This is a genomic window from Thermomonospora cellulosilytica (genome assembly GCF_014138835.1).
Taxonomy (GTDB): Bacteria; Actinomycetota; Actinomycetes; order Streptosporangiales; family Streptosporangiaceae; genus Thermomonospora; species Thermomonospora amylolytica.
On sequence record NZ_JACJII010000001.1, the window covers coordinates 2,926,631 to 2,943,349 of the forward strand.

The following is a 16,719-nucleotide window of genomic DNA, read 5'->3' on the forward strand; positions in this document are numbered from 1 at the left end:
TGCCGGGCGTCAATCGTCGGACTCGGGTGGGAGCGCCACTGAACGCACAACGGACACCGGCGCCGTATCCGGGGCGTGACCGCACATGACGGCCGAACGTCCCGGACTCGTGGCCGTGGGGGTCGAGGAGGAGTTCCACACCGTCGACCTGCGGACCCATCGGCTGCTGCCGCGCGCCGACAGCCTGCTGGAGCAGTTGCCGCCGGACCGGTTCGTGGCCGAGCTGCAGCGGTCGGTCGTGGAGACCAACAGCCGGCCGTTCGTCCGGCTGGACGATCTGGCCGAGGACCTGGCCGCGCTGCGGCGCGGCGTGGTGACCGCGGCCGAGCCGCTGGGGATGGGCATCGTGGCGGCCGGGACGGTCCCGGTGGTGGACCTGGACGCGCTCAAGGTCACGCCCGACCCCCGCTACGAGAACATGCTCGACGAGTACCAGCTCCTAGCCCGCGAGCAGCTCATCTGCGGGGCCCAGGTGCACGTGGACGTGGGCGACCGCGACTCGGCCGTGGCGGTGGCGCACCGGCTCGGGCGGTGGGTGCCGCCGCTGCTGGCGCTGTCGGTCAGCTCGCCGTACTGGCTCGGCTCCGACACCGGCTACGCCAGCTACCGGACCCTGCTGTGGCAGCGCTGGCCCACCACCGGGCCGGTGGACGGGCTGGCCTCCGCCGCCGAGTACGACCGGCTGCTGGACGAGCTGGTCCGCTCCGGGGTGATCAGCGACCGGGGCATGGCCTACTTCGACATCCGGCCCTCGGCCCACCTGCCCACCGTGGAGCTGCGGGTGTGCGACGCCTGCCCGCGGGTGGAGGACGTGGTGCTGCTGGCCGGGCTGTTCCGGGCGCTGGTGATCCGCGAGCTGGCCGCCATCGACGCCGGCGAGCCGCCCCGGCCCGGGCATCCGGCGCTGGTGCGGGCCGCGACCTGGCGGGCCGCCCGGTCCGGGCTCGGCGGGGAGCTGGTCGACCCGGCGACCGGCGAGCCGCAGCCGGCCGGCGAGCTGGTCCGCGCGCTGGTCGAGGGCCTGCGCCCGCAGCTGGAGGGGACCGGGGACTGGGAGCTGGTGAGCGAGCTGGCCGAGGCGGCGCTGGCCCGCGGCGACTCGGCGACCCGGCAGCGCGCCGCGTTCGCCGCGGGCGGGATGGACGCGGTGGTGGAGCTGCTGCTGGCCGAGACCCGGGCCAACATCGAGTGGACGCCGGACGCCGGCCCGGCCCGCCGCGCGGTGACCCGGATGCTGGCGGGCTACCGCACCGACGCCGACGAGGCGGTGGTGTTCGACGGCACCGCCCGCAGCCCGTACGGGACGATCATGAACGCGCTGGACCGGCTGGGACCGGAGGGGCTGGCCGAACGCGACCGCGAGCGGCGGCGGGTGCAGCGGAACCTGGGCATGACGTTCCGGGTCGCCGGTGAGGACGCCGATCAGCTGTTCCCGGTGGACCTGGTGCCCCGGGTGATCGCCGCCGAGGACTGGCGGCCGTTGCAGCGCGGGCTGCGGCAGCGGGTGCGGGCGCTGGAGGCGTTCCTGCACGACGTGTACGGCGAGCGCGCCGTGATCCGGGACGGGGTGCTGCCCGCCTGGGTCGCCGACGAGTCGCCCGGCCTGCTGCCCGAGGGCCGCCGGGTGCCGCGTTCGGCGGTGCGGTGCGCGGTCGCCGGGATCGACCTGGTGCGGGACGGGGCGGGCCGCTGGTCGGTGCTGGAGGACAACCTGAGGGTGCCGTCCGGCATCGGGTACGCCATGGCCAACCGCTGGCTGGCCGCCCGCGTCATGCCCGAGCTGACCTCGACCCTGCCCACGGCGGCGGCCTCCCGCGCGGTGAGCGTGCTGCGCGCCGCCCTGACCCGCGCCGCGCCCGCCCTCGCCCTGGTGACGTCGGGGCCACAGGACTCGGCGTACTTCGAGCACCGGCTGCTGGCGCAGGAGCTGGCGGTCCCGCTGGTCACGCCGGACCGGCTGGTCTGCGACGCGGACGGCGTGCACCTCGACGACGGCAGGCCGGTCCGGGTGCTGTACCGGCGGATCGACGAGGACGAGCTGTTCGACGCCGTGCCGGGCCTGACGGAGGCGATGGAACGGGGCGCGGTCACGCTGGCCAACGCGCCCGGCAACGGCGTCGGCGACGACAAGGCCCTGTACGCCTACGTCCCCCGGCTCATCGAGTACTACCTGGGGGAATCGCCGCTGCTGGACAACGTGCCGACCTACCTGTGCCGCGACCCCGAGCAGCGCGCCGAGGTGCTGGACCGGCTGGCCGAGCTGGTGGTCAAGCCCGTCGACGGGTACGGCGGCATGGGCGTGGTGGTCGGCCCCGACGCCTCCGCCGACGAGCTGGACGAGGCCCGGGAACGCATCACGGCCGAACCCGAACGGTGGATCGCCCAGGAGACCGTGGACCTGTCCACGCACCCCACGTTCGTCGACGGGCGGCTGGAGCCGCGCGCGGTGGACCTGCGGGCGTTCGTGGTGCAGGGGTCCGAGCCGGCGGTGCTGCCGCTGGCGCTGACCAGGGTCGCGCCCGCCGGGAGCCGGATCGTCAACTCCTCCCAGGGAGGCGGGTCCAAGGACACCTGGCTGCTGCCCTGACCGACGTGGAACGCATGTGAGAAGGGACTGATCCTCGTCATGTCCGTCATCACCCCGTGGAGCCGCCCATGTGCGGGCTGAGCGGAGAGCTGCGGCTGGACGGCGCGCGGCCCGACGTCGCCGCGGTGACCGCGATGACCGCCGCGCTGGAGGCGCGCGGCCCGGACGGGGCGGGGCTGTGGGTGCAGGGCCCGGTCGCCCTCGGCCACCGCCGGTTGAAGATCATCGACCTGTCGGAGCGGGCCGCCCAGCCGATGGTGGACGGCGAGCTGGGCCTGGCCGGGGTGTTCAACGGCTGCCTCTACAACTACCGGGAGCTGATGCGGGAGTTGCGGGCCGAGGGCTACCGCTTCTTCTCCGCCTCCGACACCGAGGTGCTGCTGAAGGCGTACCACCGGTGGGGCCGCCACTGCGTCGACCGGTTCAAGGGGATGTTCGCGTTCGCCATCGTGGAGCGCGACACCGGCACGCTGGTGCTGGGCCGCGACCGGCTCGGCATCAAGCCGCTGTACCTGACCCGCGACGCCGCACGGCTGCGGTTCGCCTCCAGCCTCCCGGCGCTGGTGGCCGGGGGAGGGGTGGACACCGACCTGGACCTGGTGGCGCTGCACCACTACATGACGTTCCACTCGGTCGTGCCGCCGCCGCGCACCATCCTGCGCGGGGTGGAGAAGCTGCCGCCCGCCACCGTCCGCACGGTACGGCCGGACGGCACCACCGAGGACCACCGCTACTGGGTGCCGGACTTCACCCGCCATCGCGACCTGACCCCCGAGGAGTGGCGGCACGCCGTCCTGGAGGGGCTGCGCACGGCGGTGGACCGGCGGATGGTCGCCGACGTGCCGGTGGGGGTGCTGCTGTCGGGCGGCCTGGACTCCAGCTTCATCGTGGCGCTGCTGGCCGAGGCCGGGCAGCGGGACCTGACGACGTTCAGCATCGGGTTCGCCGCGGCGGGCGGGGAGTCCGGCGACGAGTTCGGCTACTCGGACCTGGTGGCGCGGCGGTTCGGCACCGACCACCACAAGATCCCCGTCGACGACTCGCGGCTGCTGCCCGCCCTGGCCGGGGCGGTCGAGGCGATGAGCGAGCCGATGGTCAGCCATGACGCGGTGGCGTTCTACCTGCTGTCGCAGGAGGTGTCGCGGCACGTCAAGGTGGTGCAGTCGGGGCAGGGCGCCGACGAGGTGTTCGCCGGGTACGACTGGTACCCGCCGCTGGCGGACGTGCCGCGCGACCGGGCGGCGGAGGCGTACGCCGGGGTCTTCTTCGACCGGCGGCACGACGCCCTGGCCGGGATCCTGAACGAGCCCTACCTGCTGGACGCCGACGCCAGCCTCGACTTCGTCCGCGGGCACTTCGCCGCGCCCGGCGCGGAGACCGCCGTGGACGCGGCGCTGCGCCTGGACACCACGGTCATGCTGGTGGACGACCCGGTGAAGCGGGTCGACAACATGACCATGGCGTGGGGGCTGGAGGCGCGCACCCCGTTCCTGGACCACGACCTGGTGGAGCTGGCCGCCGCGTGCCCGCCGGAGCTGAAACTGGCCTCCGGCGGCAAGGGCGTGCTCAAGGACGCGGCGCGCGGGCTGGTCCCCGACGAGGTGATCGACCGGACCAAGGGCTACTTCCCGGTCCCGGCGATCCGGCATCTGTCCGGCCCGTACCTGGACATGGTGCGCGAGGCGCTGTCGGCCCCGGCGGCCAAGGCGCGCGGGCTGTTCCGGTCCGACTACGTGGAACGGCTGCTGGCCGCGCCCGGCGACCACCGCACCACCCTCGGCGCCAGCCAGCTCTGGCAGATCGCGCTGCTGGAACTGTGGCTGCAGACACATGACCTGTGACCTTCCGGCGTCTTGTGGGCGGCGTGGGGCGACCTGGACAATCGCCCCTACGCCGTCCGCGAGCGAGGGGAGACCACACGTCCATGTGCCGTCATTTCGCCTGGGTGGGCTCCTCCCGGACGTTGCACGAGCTGTTCTTCGCGCCCGCGTACGGGCTGCCGCGGCAGGCCCGTACGCCGCGCTGGCAGCAGGCCGGGCTGGTCAACGGGGACGGGTTCGGGGCCGGCTGGTACCCGGCGGGCGGGGCGCCCGCGGTGTTCCGCACCACCGTGCCGATCTGGGAGGACTCGGCGTTCCCGCTGATGGCGGCGGACATCGCGGCCGGATGCGTGGTCGGCGCGGCGCGCGGCGCCAGCCCCGGCATGCCGATCGAGGAGGCCGCCAACGCCCCGTTCACCGACGGCCGTCACCTGCTGAGCCTGAACGGGCACCTCGACGTGGGCCTGACCGCCCCTCTGCTGGAGCCGGGACGGGCGCCGGAGTCGACGTGCGACTCGGCGTTCCTGGCGGCGGTGCTGTGGCAGCGGCTGGAGGCCGGCCGCCCGCTCGCCGAGACGGTCGAGGACCTGCTGGGCGACATCGCCGCCCTCGACGCGAACGCCTGCCTCAACATGCTGGCCACGGACGGCGTCGTCGTGGTCGCCACCACCTGGGCCGAGACGCTGTGCTACCGGCGTCACCAGGACGGGGTGCTGGTCGCCAGCGAGCCGCACGACGACGAGGACGGCTGGGTGACCGTTCCCGACCGCTGCCTGCTGGTGGCCGACGCCTCGTCGGTCGAGGTCCGTCCCCTCGCCGTCCGCCGGGTTCCGCGCCCGGCCGGGGAGACGGCCGTTCAGCACCAGTAGAGCGGGGCGTTGATCCGCGTGACGTTGCTCAGGCGGATGTTGGTGCCGGTGCAGGGGCTCCAGCGGATCGCGGTGTCGGACACCGTGAGGTTCTGCAGGGTGATGTCGCGGGACGGGGCGAACTCGGTGCGCGCGGCGACGCGGATCTCGCCGCCGCCGGCGACAGTGCCGGAGACCCGGGCGATCGTCATGTTGTAGCAGTTCTCCAGCAGGATGGCGTTGCCGCCGGTGCCGGCGATGTCGATCTCGTCGATCACCGCGCCGCCGCTCTCGGAGACGCAGAACACGCCCCGGCCGCCGCCGCGCGCCTTGACGCTGCCGACCCGGATGTTCGTCGGGTAGCTGGAGCCGATCCGGCCGTTGCGGTTGGCGAACCGCAGCGCGGCGTACCCGGTGCCGGTGCCCGCGCCGTCCGCGTCCACCCGGCCGACGGTGGCGTTGATCGTGTCGTTGAGCAGCAGGCCCGAGCCGCCGGTGTCACGGGCGGTGACCCGGTCGATGGTCAGGCCGTCCACCCCGTAGGTCTCCACCCCGTGGTCGCTGGTCCCGGCCACGTACACCTGGCCGATGCGGATGTCGCGGGAACGCACGGTGCGGTCGCCGTGGTTGTCGATCCGCACGCCGAGGCCGCTGGAGACCCGCATCTGGATGTCGCCGAGCACCACGTTCTCCACGTTCCGCATGAAGATCCCGTAGCGGGGGGTGCCGGTGACGTTCAGATAGCCGACCTCGATGTCGCGGACGCCGCGCGCGTAGACCGGGGCGTTGTCGCCGGACCCGGAACCGGTCACGTTGACCGTGCCGCAGAAGTCGATGCCGGTGTGGCTGCGCAGTGAGATCCGCGAGCCCGCGCCGATGGACCCGTCGCCGCTGACCCGCACCCACTGCTTGGCCGTACGGCCCGACGGGAGGCTGTCGATCGCGGCCTGCACCGCCGCGCGCATGTCGGTGCCGGTGTAGACGGTCCGGCTCCCGTTCCGCGCCACCCACAGGCTCCCGCTGCGGACCGCCTCCGCCTGGTACGCGCGGTCCCCGCAGGCGGCCTCGGCGGGCCCGGCGGGCAGGACGGCGACCACGCCGCCGGCCGCGACCAGCGCGGCGGCAAGGAGAACGGATCTCATGACGTCCCTCCTCGATCCCGGGGTGGAGCGGGTGTTCCCGGACGATATGGGCGCCCCGGAACGGGAACAAGAATTCGCCCCGCCATTGGCCGACTTTTCAGTCCCCGCCCTGAGAGATTGGTGAAAGCCCCACCGCGCGCGGCGCGGGCCCGCCGGTGCGCCCACCGCCGGAATAGGTCCGCCGTTCCGGGAAACAGCGCAGGCGAGGACGCGTGCGCCGAGGGACGGCGCGGGCCGAGGAGGCGAAGCGCCATGCCGGAAGTGCTGACCGGGGACATCTACCGCTTCGAGGACATGCTGTCGCACCACGAGCGGGACATCCTGCTGCGGGTGCGGGAGTTCCTGCGCTCGCAGGTGGTGCCGATCGCCAACGAGTTCTGGCGGCGTGAGGAGTTCCCGGTGGAACTCGTCAAGGGGTTCGCGGACCTGGGGATCGCGGGCCTGGCCTACGACGAGGTCCCGGGATTGCGGCCCAGCAGCCTGCTCAGCGGGTTCCTGGCGATGGAGATGGCGCGGGCCGACCCGTCGATGGCGACCTTCTTCGGCGTGCACACCGGCCTGGCGATGGGCAGCATCGCCGCCTGCGGCTCGACCGGGCAGCGGGAGCGCTGGCTGCCGCCGATGAGCCGGATGGAGCAGATCGGGGCGTTCGCGCTCACCGAGCCGCAGGGCGGGTCCGACGTGGCGGGCGGGCTGCGGACCACCGCCCGGCGGGTGGGCGACACCTGGTTCCTGGACGGCGCCAAACGCTGGATCGGCAACGCCACGTTCGCCGACCTGGTCGTGGTGTGGGCGCGCGACGTGGAAGACGGGCACGTCAAGGGCTTCGTGGTGGAACGAGGCACGCCCGGGTTCACCGCCACCAAGATCCGGAACAAGATGGCGCTGCGCTCGGTGCAGAACGCCGACATCGTGCTGGACGGCTGCCGGGTGCCGGAGGACAACCGGCTGCAGAAGGCCCGCTCCTTCCGGGACACCGCCGGGATCCTGCGCCGCACCCGCAGCGGCGTGGCCTGGCAGGCGGTCGGGGTGATGCTGGCCGCCTACGAGATCGCGCTGGACTACGCCAAGGAGCGCGAGCAGTTCGGCGGGCCGATCGGCCGGTTCCAGCTCGTGCAGGACCTGCTGGTGCGGATGCTCGGCAACACCACCTCCTGCCTGGGCATGGTGGTGCGGCTGGCCCAGCTCCAGGACGAGGGCACCTACCGGGACGAGCACTCGGCGCTGGCCAAGGCGTACTGCACCACCCGGATGCGGGAGGTGGTCGGCTGGGCGCGCGAACTGCTGGCCGGGAACGGGATCGTGCTGGACTACGACATCGGCCGGTTCGTGGCCGACGCCGAGGCGCTGTACTCCTACGAGGGCACCCGCGAGATCAACACGCTGATCGTGGGCCGGGCCATCACCGGGCTGAGCGCCTTCGTGTGACCTTCCGCGCGGCCTCGCGACGGCGAAGGCCCGCCGGGCGGGACCTTGGGTTCTAGGGGTCGATGCAACACCTCAGTTCTTGGGGGGTTGTGTTGGACTTCGAGATCCGTGGGGTTCGGTCGCCGCAGGGGCCGGTGAAGCTGGCCGCTGAGCGGGCGGCATACTTCGAGCTCATGCGGCAGGGCCACGGCAACGAGGCCGCGTGCCGGATCGTCGGGGTGAACCCGAAGACCGGCAGGCGCTGGCGGAACGGACGCAGAGCGTCCGGGAAGAACAAGGCGGCTCCACCGGCGAACGTGCCGGTGGAGCCGCCTTCGTGTTCGGGCAGGTACTTGAGCGAGGACGAGCGGATCGTGATCGCCGACCGGCGGCGGGAGAAGATCTCGATCCGGCAGATCGCCGTTGAGCTGGGCCGACCGGCCTCGACGATCAGCCGGGAGATCAAACGCAACCGTCACCCCGGCAGCGGCGACTACCGGCCGCATGCCGCCCAGGCCCGTGCCGACGCCCGCAGGCCCCGCCCGAAACAAGGGAAGATCGCGGCCAACCCGGAGCTCAAGCAAGCGGTGCGGGCCGGGCTTGAGCGGGAATGGAGCCCCGAGCAGATCAGCAACCTGCTGAAGCTGGCCCACCCCGACCGCCCGGAGATGCACGTGTCCCACGAGACGATCTACCAGGCTCTCTACGTCCAGGGCCGCGGCGAACTACGCCGCGAACTCACCAGGGCGTTGCGGACGGGGCGGACCGTCCGCAAACCCCACCGGCGTCCCGACCAGCGCCAACCTCGCTTCACCGGCCCAATGGTGATGATCTCAAAGCGGCCGGCCGAGGCCGACGACCGTGCGGTCCCCGGCCACTGGGAAGGCGACCTGATCATCGGGGCGGGCAACCAGTCCCAGATCGGCACCCTGGTCGAGCGCGCCAGCCGCTACGTCCTGCTCGTCCCGCTGCCCGGCAGCCGGGACGCCCAGACCGTCGCCGCCGCCCTCACCACCACCATGCGCACGCTGCCCGCCGAGCTGAGACGGTCCCTCACCTGGGACCAAGGCGCCGAGATGGCCGATCACCAGCAGTTCAGCCTCGCCACCAACCTGCCCGTCTACTTCTGCGACCCGCACTCGCCCTGGCAACGAGGCTCCAACGAGAACACCAACGGGCTGCTCCGCCAGTACTTCCCCAAGGGCACCGACCTGTCGGTCCACACCCCCGAACACCTCGCCGCGATCGCCGCCCGTCTCAACAGCCGACCACGCAAAACGCTGGGCTGGGAAACCCCAGCCCAGCGTCTCGCTAAGCTACTGGCAACCGCCAGTTGACCATCTGTGTTGCAACGACCCGTTGAATCCGCCGACCGCCCGGCGGGCCTTCCGGCGCATCCGGCTCACTGCGGGAAGCCGGTGCCGGTCTCCGTCCGCCCGGCCCGGCGGCGCCGGATCCGGACCACGGTCATCACCAGCACGGCCGTCGCGACGGCCGCGCCCGCACCCGCGCCCGCGCGCGGGGCGGGGACGGAGGGGGCGGCGCTGCGGGCCTTGGCCGCCGCCGCACCGGTGGCGGCGCCGGCCCTGAAGGTGGCGCGGCCGGCCTGGCGCGCCATCCGCATCGCCCGCTGCGCGCGGGACAGGTTGCGGGCGGCGCGCCGCCGCCGGATCACCCAGACCGCCGTCGCCACCGCGCCGGTGCCGGCCACCGCGGCGGCGCCGCCCTTGCCGGCCTTGGCCCGGGTCTCGGGGGACTTGGCCCGCTCGGCCAGTTCCTGGCCCTTGGCCTGGGCCTTCTCACCGGCCGGGGCGGCCTTGTGGCGGGCCGCCCGCAGGCGCTCGGCCGCCTGCTCCTTGAGCTGTCCGGCCTTGTCCTTGGCGCGGCCCTTCACGTCCGCCTTGCCGGCCAGCGCCTCCACGGTGTCGCCGAGGTCGGCCCGGGTGCGCTCGATCCCGGCCTCCAGTTCCTCGGTGCCGGTCGGGGTGCCCCGCTCGGTGGCGGGTCTCGATTCGCTGGTCGTCATAGGTTTCGCGCCTTTCGCTGTGCCCTTCGGTACAAGCCCGTTCAGTGCCCGGTCAGGGGGCGCTAAACCCGGCGCGGGCGTGACGGTCCCCTGTCGTCCCGCGCGAACGTGCGCTGACCGGCGCGAACGTCGCTCAGGCGGAGGCGGCCTCGGTGGGCGCGGCGCGCAGCCCGGCCCGCACGACGCGCCGGACGTCCGACACCTTCGACGGGCCTCCGCCGAGGAGATGCAGGCGGCCATGACCTGCTGGACGTGGACGCCGAGCTGCGCTGCGGCGTGATCACCGGAGTGGGCGGCACGTTCAGTGCCGGCGCCGGGCCTGCGGGCCCGGCCCGGCGACGAACTTCGCCGGCACCGCCGAGGCCCTGCGCGCGTTCACCGAGAAGCGTGGAACACGGTGAAAGGGCGGCTGCGAAGAAAATTGTTTTCCCCTGACAATGCACGGCCGCCACCAGCGCATCGTCGGAGAAATCGCATGATCCGCTTTCCGGCGCCGGTGGATTGGCCGGATCCTGCCAGGGGCGATCCGGTGATCCTGTGTTGTCATCGGTGGTGCACCCCGCTCCGCCCGACTCGAGGAGGATTCCATGCGCGGGCTGAGATCGGCGACCACCCTGGCGATGGTGGCGGCGGCGCTGTCGGTGACCGCCGCCCCCGCCGCCCTGGCGGACTCGGGGCGACTGACCCTCGGCATCCGCTGGCACGACACCGGCGTGACGGAGACCGTCACGCTGTCCTGCGACCCCGTCGGCGGCACCCACCCGGACGCCGCGGACGCCTGCGCGGACCTGGCCAAGGCGGACGGCGACATCACCCGGATCCCGCCCGCCAACGCCGTCTGCGTCGCCGTGTACGAGCCGGTGACCGCCTATGCGTCCGGCACCTGGAACGGCCGGAGCGTCTACTTCAGCAAGGTGTGCACCAACGACGCCTGCGCCGACGTCGCCACCGGCGGCAACGTGTTCCACTTCTGATCCCGGCCGGGACCGGGTGGAATGCCCTTCGCGATCCGGGGTATCGGAGGAGAACCCTCCGATACCCCGAAGGAGAAGGGAAATGAGACGCATCAGCGCCGCCGTGCGCATGATCCTGAGCACGCTGATCAATGTCGTGACGCTGCCGTTCCGGGTGATCGCGCGGCTGCTGTCCCCGTCCCGCGCACGCCGGTGAGCGCGGCGGCCCCGTATCCGGACATGAATTCCGGGCGGCCGGGTTTTCCGGCCGCCCGGAATTCATTCGGCGCTCATCGTCCCAGCGATTCCCAGAACGCGCAGTTGCTCGCCTCGGCGGTGTTCACGGTGCGGATCCCGTCCGCGCCCGGAGCCAGGCTCAGCACGTCACCGGCGGCGCGGTAGCGCGGCCACTTCGGCGCGTCGGCGGCCTTCGGGCGGCCGGTGCGGGCGAACGAGGTCCAGTAGGCGACCATCTGGTCCGACAGCCGCCGCTGCGGCTCGTCCAGCTCCCCGAGCAGGCCCGGGAACAGGAACGTCAGCTCGGTGGCGTGCTCGGCGCCCTCGTCGAACCCGGGCACGTCGATCAGCGGCGGCGCGCCCCGGTCGGCGAACTGGTAGGCGTACACCGGCACCCCGGCCCGGCGGAAGTTCCGGAACGCCGTCTGGTGCAGGCAGGTCGACAGCACCCCGCCGAAGTCGGTCTGGATGGCGGCCAGCGCGTGCCTGGGCTCGTCGTAGTTCGCGGCCGGGTACCTCTTCAGGACCTCGTCGGCGTCGGCCCCGTAGGAGGTCCGGACGATCTGCTCGTACTGCTCGGCCGTGATCGGCCGCGGGTACGACAGCGCCACGTACAGCCGCATCTCGTCCAGGGTGTTGCCGTGCATCACCGGCACCCGGTTGAACCTGCCGCGTTCGATGGCCTCGCGCGGCGGCAGCGGCAGCACGTGGTCGCCGCCCGCGACCGGCCCGGCGGTCATGCCCTGGGCGGCGAACGTCTCCAGCAGCGTCTTGACCGGGGTGGCCCGCAGGCACGCGGCGACCTCGGCGGCCGGGCCGGCGCAGCCCACGGCCGCCGCCAGCCGCGCCCCGTCGGCCTCGGCGCCCTGCTCGGTCCGCGACGGCCCGGCACAGCTCCCGCTCTGCGGGATCGCCTTGTGGAACAGCCCGGCGGCGGTGGGGGAGGCGATGTTGGCGCAGGTGTCGATCGACCCGGCGGACTCGCCGAACAGCGTCACGTTGCGCGGGTCGCCGCCGAACGCCGCGATGTTGCGCCGCACCCAGCGCAGCGCCGCCTGCTGGTCGAGCAGCCCGTAGTTGCCGGCCTGGACGCGGTCGCCGCCCTCCAGCCCGGGATGCGCCAGCCAGCCGAGGGCGCCGAGACGGTAGTTGAGGGTGACGACCACGACCTGCCCGTCCACGGCGAGCTTGGCTGCGTTGTAGTTGGTGCTCGCGCCGGTGGTGTTGCCGCCGCCGTGGACCCACACCATGACCGGCAGCCTCTTCTTGCCGGTGCGGCCGGGCGTGGTGACGTTCAGGTAGAGGCAGTCCTCCCCGTACGTGGTCTGGCCGCCGTAGGCGGGGGCGAGCTGGGCGCACTGGCCGCCGGGCTTGGTGGCGTCGCGGACCCCGGTCCACGGGTCGGCGGGTTGCGGCGCCTTCCAGCGCAGCTCGCCGACCGGGGGCTTGGCGTACGGGATGCCCTGGAAGCGGCGGTGGTCCTGCTGGACCTCGCCGCGCACGGCGCCCTTGTCGGTCCGCACCACCGCGGGCGGCTCGGCCGGGGCCGGAGCACGGGCCTCGGCCGACGCGAGCGGGCCGGTGAGCGACAGGGCGGCCACGAGTACTGCGACGGTCCTCGATCTCACGGCATCTCTCCGTTCTCTGGAGTCCCGGACCTCCCCCGCGATGTGAATAGAATCACTTTCTAGAACGTCATACAAGATCGAGGGGCCGTCCGATGGTCACCGGACGGCCCCCGCGATCCCGCGGTCACGGGGCGGCCAGCGCCTCCGTGGGCGACAGCCGGGCCGCCCGGAGCGCCGGATACAGCCCCGCCAGCGCCCCGATCAGCACCGTCGCGGCCACCCCGCCCAGCACCGCCCATGCCGGGACGACCGCGGGCCAGTCCCGCGAGGCCGCGAACCCCACGGTGACCAGCGCCCCGATCAGCGCCCCGCCCATCCCGCCGAGCGCCGACAGCAGCAGCGACTCGGCCAGGAACTGCAGGCGGATCTGCCCCCGGGTGGCCCCCAGCGACCGGCGCAGCCCGATCTCCGCGCGCCGCTCCAGCACCGAGATCACCATCGTGTTGGCCACCCCGACCCCGCCGACCAGCAGCGCCACCGCGCCCACGCCCAGCAGCAGCCCGGTGAACGCCTCGCCCGCGGCCTGCCGCGCCGCCAGCGCGTCCGAGGGGCGCGACACCTCCACCTCGTTCGGCGCCTCCGGGTTGGCGGTCGCGCCCAGCACCGCGCTCACGTCCTCCACGTGGGCGTCCGCCGAACGGGTGTAGACGGTGGTCGCGTGCCCGTCGAACGCCAGCCGCTCCTCCGCCACCGGCCAGCCGACCAGCGCCGCGCTGTCCAGTTCGGGGGCCAGCGGGGCGGGCTCCAGCACCCCGACCACGGTGAACCACTCGCCGCCGATCAGCACCTGCGCGTCCGGGCCGGCCTTCCCGATGCCCAGCCGCTCGGCCGCCTTTGCCCCCAGCACCGTCGCCGGGTAGCGGCCGGTGGCCTCGTTCAGCCAGGCGCCGCCGCGCAGCCGCGCCCCGGTGACGGCGGGCAGGTCGGTGCGGGCGGCGTAGGCCGCGATCCCGCCGGTGTCCGTCTCGGGGATCCGGCCGGTGCGGTAGACCTTGGCGTCCGGGATCCGGCCGATCGCCGACACCGCCTGCACGGGCGCGATCCGGCCGACCATCGCCTCGGCCTCCAGCGGCAGCCGGGCCTGCCCGCCGGTCAGCGTGGTGCCCGGCGCGACGGTCAGCAGGTTGGTGCCCAGCGACGCCAGCGTCCGGTCCAGTTCGGCCCGCGAGGACGAGGAGATCCCCACCACCGCCACCATCGCGGCGATGCCGATCGCGATGCCCAGCGCCGACAGGAACGCCCGCAGCGGCCGGGTGCGCAGCCCCACCGCGCCGACCCGCACCACGTCGCCCGGCCACAGCCGGGCCGGGCGCAGTTCCGTGGCGGTCACCGGCCCGCCCCCGACAGGGCCGCATCGGCCGTGTCCGCCGTGTCTTTCACGACCCGCCCGTCGCGCATCCGCACCTGCCGGGGCAGGCTCGCGGCGATCTCCCGGTCATGGGTGATGATCACCACGGTGGTGCCCGCCGCGTGCAGTTCCCGCAGCAGGTCCATCACCCCCGCCCCGGACGCCGAGTCCAGCGCGCCGGTCGGCTCGTCGGCCAGCAGCAGCGGCGGCTCGCCCGCCACCGCCCGGGCGATGGCGACCCGCTGGCGCTCCCCGCCGGACAGCTCGTGCGGCTCGTGGTCCAGCCGGTGGCCGAGCCCGACCCGGCGCAGCGCCGCCGCGGCCCGCCGCCGGCGCTCGGCCCGCCGCAGCCCGGTGTACAGCAGCCCGTCCGCCACGTTGTCCAGCGCCGGAACGCCCGCCGCCAGGTGGAAGTGCTGGAACACGAACCCGATCCGGGTGGCCCGCAGCGCCGACAGCTCGGCGTCCGACAGCTCCGCCACGTCGTACCCGTCGATCCGCACCGTGCCGGAGGTCGGCCGGTCCAGCGTGCCGAGCACGTTGAGCATGGTGGACTTGCCCGACCCGGACGGGCCCACGACGGCCACCAGCTCGCCGCGGGCGATGCGCAGCGACACCCCGGCCAGCGCGGTGACCCCGCCCGGATAGGACCTGGTCACGTCGGTCAGCTCGATCATTTCGGCATCCCCACGACGGTGCCCTCGGCGATGCCGTTCCCGGAGACCTCCACCCGGCCGTCGGCGAACAGCCCGGTCCGCACCGGCACCAGGGTCGTCGTGCCGCCGCGCACGACCTCCAGGCCGAAGCCGCCCTCGCGCAGCGCCAGCAGCGCCGCCACCGGGACGGTCAGCACGTTCTCCTTGGTCTCGGCGGTGAACGTCACGTCCACCGCCGCCAGGGCGTACTCGTCGGCGGCCTGCTGCGCCTCCTCGCCGGTCAGCTCGACGATCACCTCGATCATGGTCTGCGACTCGTCGCCCTCGCCCTCGCCGGGCTCGATCACCGTGGAGACCTCGGTGACCCGGCCCGCCACGGTGCGCTCGTCGGGCAACGTGATCTCGACCTTCGCGCCCTTCTCGGCCAGCCGCCGGTCGGCGGCCTCCAGCTCCACCGTCACCGCCTTGTCGGTGCCGGTGTACGACAGCACCCGGCCGCCGGGCTGCACCGGATCCCCGACGGCGGCCTCCAGCGCCTCGATCCGGACCGCCCCGTCGGCGAACACCACCTGGCCCAGCGGAACGGTCCCCGTCTCGGGCAGGCCCCGGTCGTCCTGCCACTCGGCGACCGCGTCGGCGGTGTCGGCGGTGTACTCGTCGTCCACGGTGAACCCGTCGTAGCCGAGCCTGCGCAGGTTCGTCTCCAACTGGCGGACGTCCCTGCCCTCCATCCCCGACTGCAGCGTCCGGTACGCGGGCATCGATCCGTACATCAACGTCACCGGGTCGCCGTCCACCTCGAACAGCGACCTGCCCCGGGTGACCCGGTCACCGCTGTCCGGCAGCCAGGTCAGCGTCCCGCGCGCCCGGCTGCCCGCCGTGCGGGCCGGCCCGTATCCCAGTTGCCCGTCGGCGTCCCGGGTGTCGGCCAGCGTCTGCCGGGTGACCTTCGCGGTCGCCGGCGGCAGCGCCCCCGCCGCCGTTCCGCCCGGCGAGCCCCCGCCGCCCGCAGCCACGACGGCCGCCGCCGCGATCCCCCCGGCCACCACGACGGCCGCCGCCACCGCGACCCGCCGTCCCCGCCGGCCCCTGCGCCGCCGGGACCGCCGCTCACCCGCGGGCACCACGCCCGCCTCCTCCCGGCCCTCCTCGCCGGGCTCCATCGCAGCACCCTCGCCCGGCTCCGCTGCAACGCCCGTGCCCGGCTCCGCCGGAGCGCCCTTGCTCAGCTCCTCCTGCGCGGTCACCGTCCGCCTCCGCCGCCCTGCGGCCCGCCCCCGGGCAGGATGTCCCGGCACGCCTGCTGCGCCTTCTCGAAGTCGGGGTCCTCACCGACCTCCGGGGTGATCCGGATGCCCATCTGGCCGGGCTCGGGGTCGGGGAACGCCTCCACCCCGTTCTCGCGCATGCAGGCGGCGTACTTGCGCGCGTTCTCCTGCTGCTGCGGGTTCGCCGACTGCATCTGCTGGGGGGCGTACCTGCGGCACGCCTGCATGGCCTTCTCCACGGTGGCCCGGTCGACCCCGCTGTTCGGCCCGAACTTGAGCATCACGCCCTTGCCCGGCTCGGGGTCGTCCACCTTGAGCCCGTGCTCGCGCAGGCACTGGACGAACTTCAGATTCCGCTCGTCCGGGCTGAGCTGCTCACCCCCTCCACCGCCGCCGCCCGCGTTCTTGTCCCCACCGGCGGTGGCCACCCCGCCGCCGTCGCCGTCCGACCCGCACCCGCCGAGCGCCAGCACCAGCGCCAACGGCACCCCCGCCAGCGCCCCACGCGTCCACCGTCGCATCGCTCTCTCCTTCGCTCACGCCGACCGGCCACTCCGGCCCGCGAGAGCCATGCAACGGAACCCCCCGTTTCCCCGACGTTTCCACGCTTCCTAACACCGACGAAACACCCCCCTTGCGACCATCGACCCGACAATCCGACCGGGGCTCTGGGGGCGGAGCCCCCAGAACTTCCACAGCAACCAGGGGCAGACCCCACACAGGTGAACCGCCGCGGAGCGCCAGCGGAGCGGCGGTTCACCTGAGCGGTCCGGGCACCGCAGCCGGCCCGTCCGGAGCG

14 protein-coding genes are annotated in these 16,719 nt (G+C 73.7%); 7 read left to right on the plus strand and 7 right to left on the minus strand.

The annotated features are described in order from the left end of the window. Positions 1 to 85 precede the first annotated feature (85 nt). The 3 genes from HNR21_RS14115 (at position 86) to egtC (ending at position 5,276) form a co-directional block, all read left to right on the plus strand. Positions 86 to 2,587 carry a carboxylate--amine ligase/circularly permuted type 2 ATP-grasp protein gene (locus HNR21_RS14115; RefSeq protein ID WP_182705580.1) on the plus strand — a complete coding sequence of 834 codons (2,502 nt, stop codon included), beginning with the start codon at positions 86 to 88 and terminating at the stop codon, positions 2,585 to 2,587. A 68-nt stretch (positions 2,588 to 2,655) separates the two neighbouring features. Then, positions 2,656 to 4,428, plus strand: coding sequence for an N-acetylglutaminylglutamine amidotransferase (locus tag HNR21_RS14120; RefSeq protein WP_182705581.1), 1,773 nt, complete (start codon positions 2,656 to 2,658; stop codon positions 4,426 to 4,428). Between the two features lie 83 nt (positions 4,429 to 4,511). Continuing rightward, positions 4,512 to 5,276, plus strand: a complete 765-nt coding sequence (egtC, locus tag HNR21_RS14125) for an ergothioneine biosynthesis protein EgtC (protein WP_182705582.1) — start codon at positions 4,512 to 4,514, stop codon at positions 5,274 to 5,276. Here the strand turns inward: egtC and HNR21_RS14130 are convergent. Further along, positions 5,264 to 6,397, minus strand: a complete 1,134-nt coding sequence (locus tag HNR21_RS14130; RefSeq protein ID WP_182705583.1) for a hypothetical protein — start codon at positions 6,395 to 6,397, stop codon at positions 5,264 to 5,266. The two genes, egtC and HNR21_RS14130, sit on opposite strands and share 13 nt — an antisense overlap. A 252-nt stretch (positions 6,398 to 6,649) precedes the next feature. Between HNR21_RS14130 and HNR21_RS14135 the strand changes: the two genes are divergently transcribed. Beyond that, positions 6,650 to 7,825, plus strand: coding sequence for an acyl-CoA dehydrogenase family protein (locus HNR21_RS14135; RefSeq protein WP_182705584.1), 1,176 nt, complete (start codon positions 6,650 to 6,652; stop codon positions 7,823 to 7,825). 62 nt (positions 7,826 to 7,887) lie between these two features. Further along, positions 7,888 to 9,141: an IS30 family transposase gene (locus HNR21_RS14140; RefSeq protein WP_220500154.1), complete on the plus strand. Its 1,254-nt coding sequence runs from the start codon at positions 7,888 to 7,890 to the stop codon at positions 9,139 to 9,141. 65 nt (positions 9,142 to 9,206) lie between these two features. Here the strand turns inward: HNR21_RS14140 and HNR21_RS14145 are convergent, their stop codons facing one another. Beyond that, on the minus strand, positions 9,207 to 9,830 hold the full coding sequence (locus HNR21_RS14145) for a DUF3618 domain-containing protein (RefSeq protein WP_182705585.1): 624 nt from the start codon (positions 9,828 to 9,830) through the stop codon (positions 9,207 to 9,209). A gap of 587 nt (positions 9,831 to 10,417) precedes the next feature. On the opposite strand from HNR21_RS14145, the gene HNR21_RS14150 reads away from it, so the two are divergent. Together HNR21_RS14150 and HNR21_RS35985 are read left to right on the plus strand one after the other, a co-directional pair. Continuing rightward, positions 10,418 to 10,804, plus strand: a complete 387-nt coding sequence (locus HNR21_RS14150) for an SSI family serine proteinase inhibitor (RefSeq protein WP_182705586.1) — start codon at positions 10,418 to 10,420, stop codon at positions 10,802 to 10,804. 82 nt (positions 10,805 to 10,886) lie between these two features. Beyond that, positions 10,887 to 11,000, plus strand: coding sequence for an LPFR motif small protein (locus HNR21_RS35985; RefSeq protein WP_281402045.1), 114 nt, complete (start codon positions 10,887 to 10,889; stop codon positions 10,998 to 11,000). Between the two features lie 73 nt (positions 11,001 to 11,073). Here the strand turns inward: HNR21_RS35985 and HNR21_RS14155 are convergent, their stop codons facing one another. From HNR21_RS14155 to HNR21_RS14175, 5 genes are all read right to left on the minus strand, one after another. Then, positions 11,074 to 12,648, minus strand: a complete 1,575-nt coding sequence (locus tag HNR21_RS14155; protein ID WP_220500155.1) for a carboxylesterase/lipase family protein — start codon at positions 12,646 to 12,648, stop codon at positions 11,074 to 11,076. A 124-nt stretch (positions 12,649 to 12,772) separates the two neighbouring features. Beyond that, positions 12,773 to 13,978, minus strand: coding sequence for an ABC transporter permease (locus tag HNR21_RS14160; RefSeq protein ID WP_182705587.1), 1,206 nt, complete (start codon positions 13,976 to 13,978; stop codon positions 12,773 to 12,775). Then, entirely contained in the window at positions 13,975 to 14,673 is a 699-nt protein-coding gene (locus tag HNR21_RS14165) for an ABC transporter ATP-binding protein (protein ID WP_182705588.1), read from the minus strand. The genes HNR21_RS14160 and HNR21_RS14165 overlap by 4 nt, the downstream gene beginning before the upstream one ends. Then, the gene (locus HNR21_RS35990) at positions 14,670 to 15,899 is read right to left on the minus strand and encodes an efflux RND transporter periplasmic adaptor subunit (protein ID WP_312881027.1); all 1,230 of its coding nucleotides are present in this window, start codon (positions 15,897 to 15,899) and stop codon (positions 14,670 to 14,672) included. The genes HNR21_RS14165 and HNR21_RS35990 overlap by 4 nt, the downstream gene beginning before the upstream one ends. After that, the gene (locus HNR21_RS14175; protein WP_182705589.1) at positions 15,896 to 16,441 is read right to left on the minus strand and encodes a hypothetical protein; all 546 of its coding nucleotides are present in this window, start codon (positions 16,439 to 16,441) and stop codon (positions 15,896 to 15,898) included. Before HNR21_RS14175 ends, HNR21_RS35990 begins: the two co-directional genes overlap by 4 nt. Positions 16,442 to 16,719 lie beyond the last annotated feature (278 nt).

Coding starts and splice junctions, on each gene's coding strand:
- HNR21_RS14115 (WP_182705580.1), top strand. CDS start 86: ATGACGGCCGAACGTCCCGGACTCGTGGCCGTGGGGGTCGAGGAGGAG.
- HNR21_RS14120 (WP_182705581.1), top strand. CDS start 2,656: ATGTGCGGGCTGAGCGGAGAGCTGCGGCTGGACGGCGCGCGGCCCGAC.
- egtC (WP_182705582.1), top strand. CDS start 4,512: ATGTGCCGTCATTTCGCCTGGGTGGGCTCCTCCCGGACGTTGCACGAG.
- HNR21_RS14130 (WP_182705583.1), bottom strand. CDS start 6,397: ATGAGATCCGTTCTCCTTGCCGCCGCGCTGGTCGCGGCCGGCGGCGTG.
- HNR21_RS14135 (WP_182705584.1), top strand. CDS start 6,650: ATGCCGGAAGTGCTGACCGGGGACATCTACCGCTTCGAGGACATGCTG.
- HNR21_RS14140 (WP_220500154.1), top strand. CDS start 7,888: ATGCAACACCTCAGTTCTTGGGGGGTTGTGTTGGACTTCGAGATCCGT.
- HNR21_RS14145 (WP_182705585.1), bottom strand. CDS start 9,830: ATGACGACCAGCGAATCGAGACCCGCCACCGAGCGGGGCACCCCGACC.
- HNR21_RS14150 (WP_182705586.1), top strand. CDS start 10,418: ATGCGCGGGCTGAGATCGGCGACCACCCTGGCGATGGTGGCGGCGGCG.
- HNR21_RS35985 (WP_281402045.1), top strand. CDS start 10,887: ATGAGACGCATCAGCGCCGCCGTGCGCATGATCCTGAGCACGCTGATC.
- HNR21_RS14165 (WP_182705588.1), bottom strand. CDS start 14,673: ATGATCGAGCTGACCGACGTGACCAGGTCCTATCCGGGCGGGGTCACC.
- HNR21_RS14175 (WP_182705589.1), bottom strand. CDS start 16,441: ATGCGACGGTGGACGCGTGGGGCGCTGGCGGGGGTGCCGTTGGCGCTG.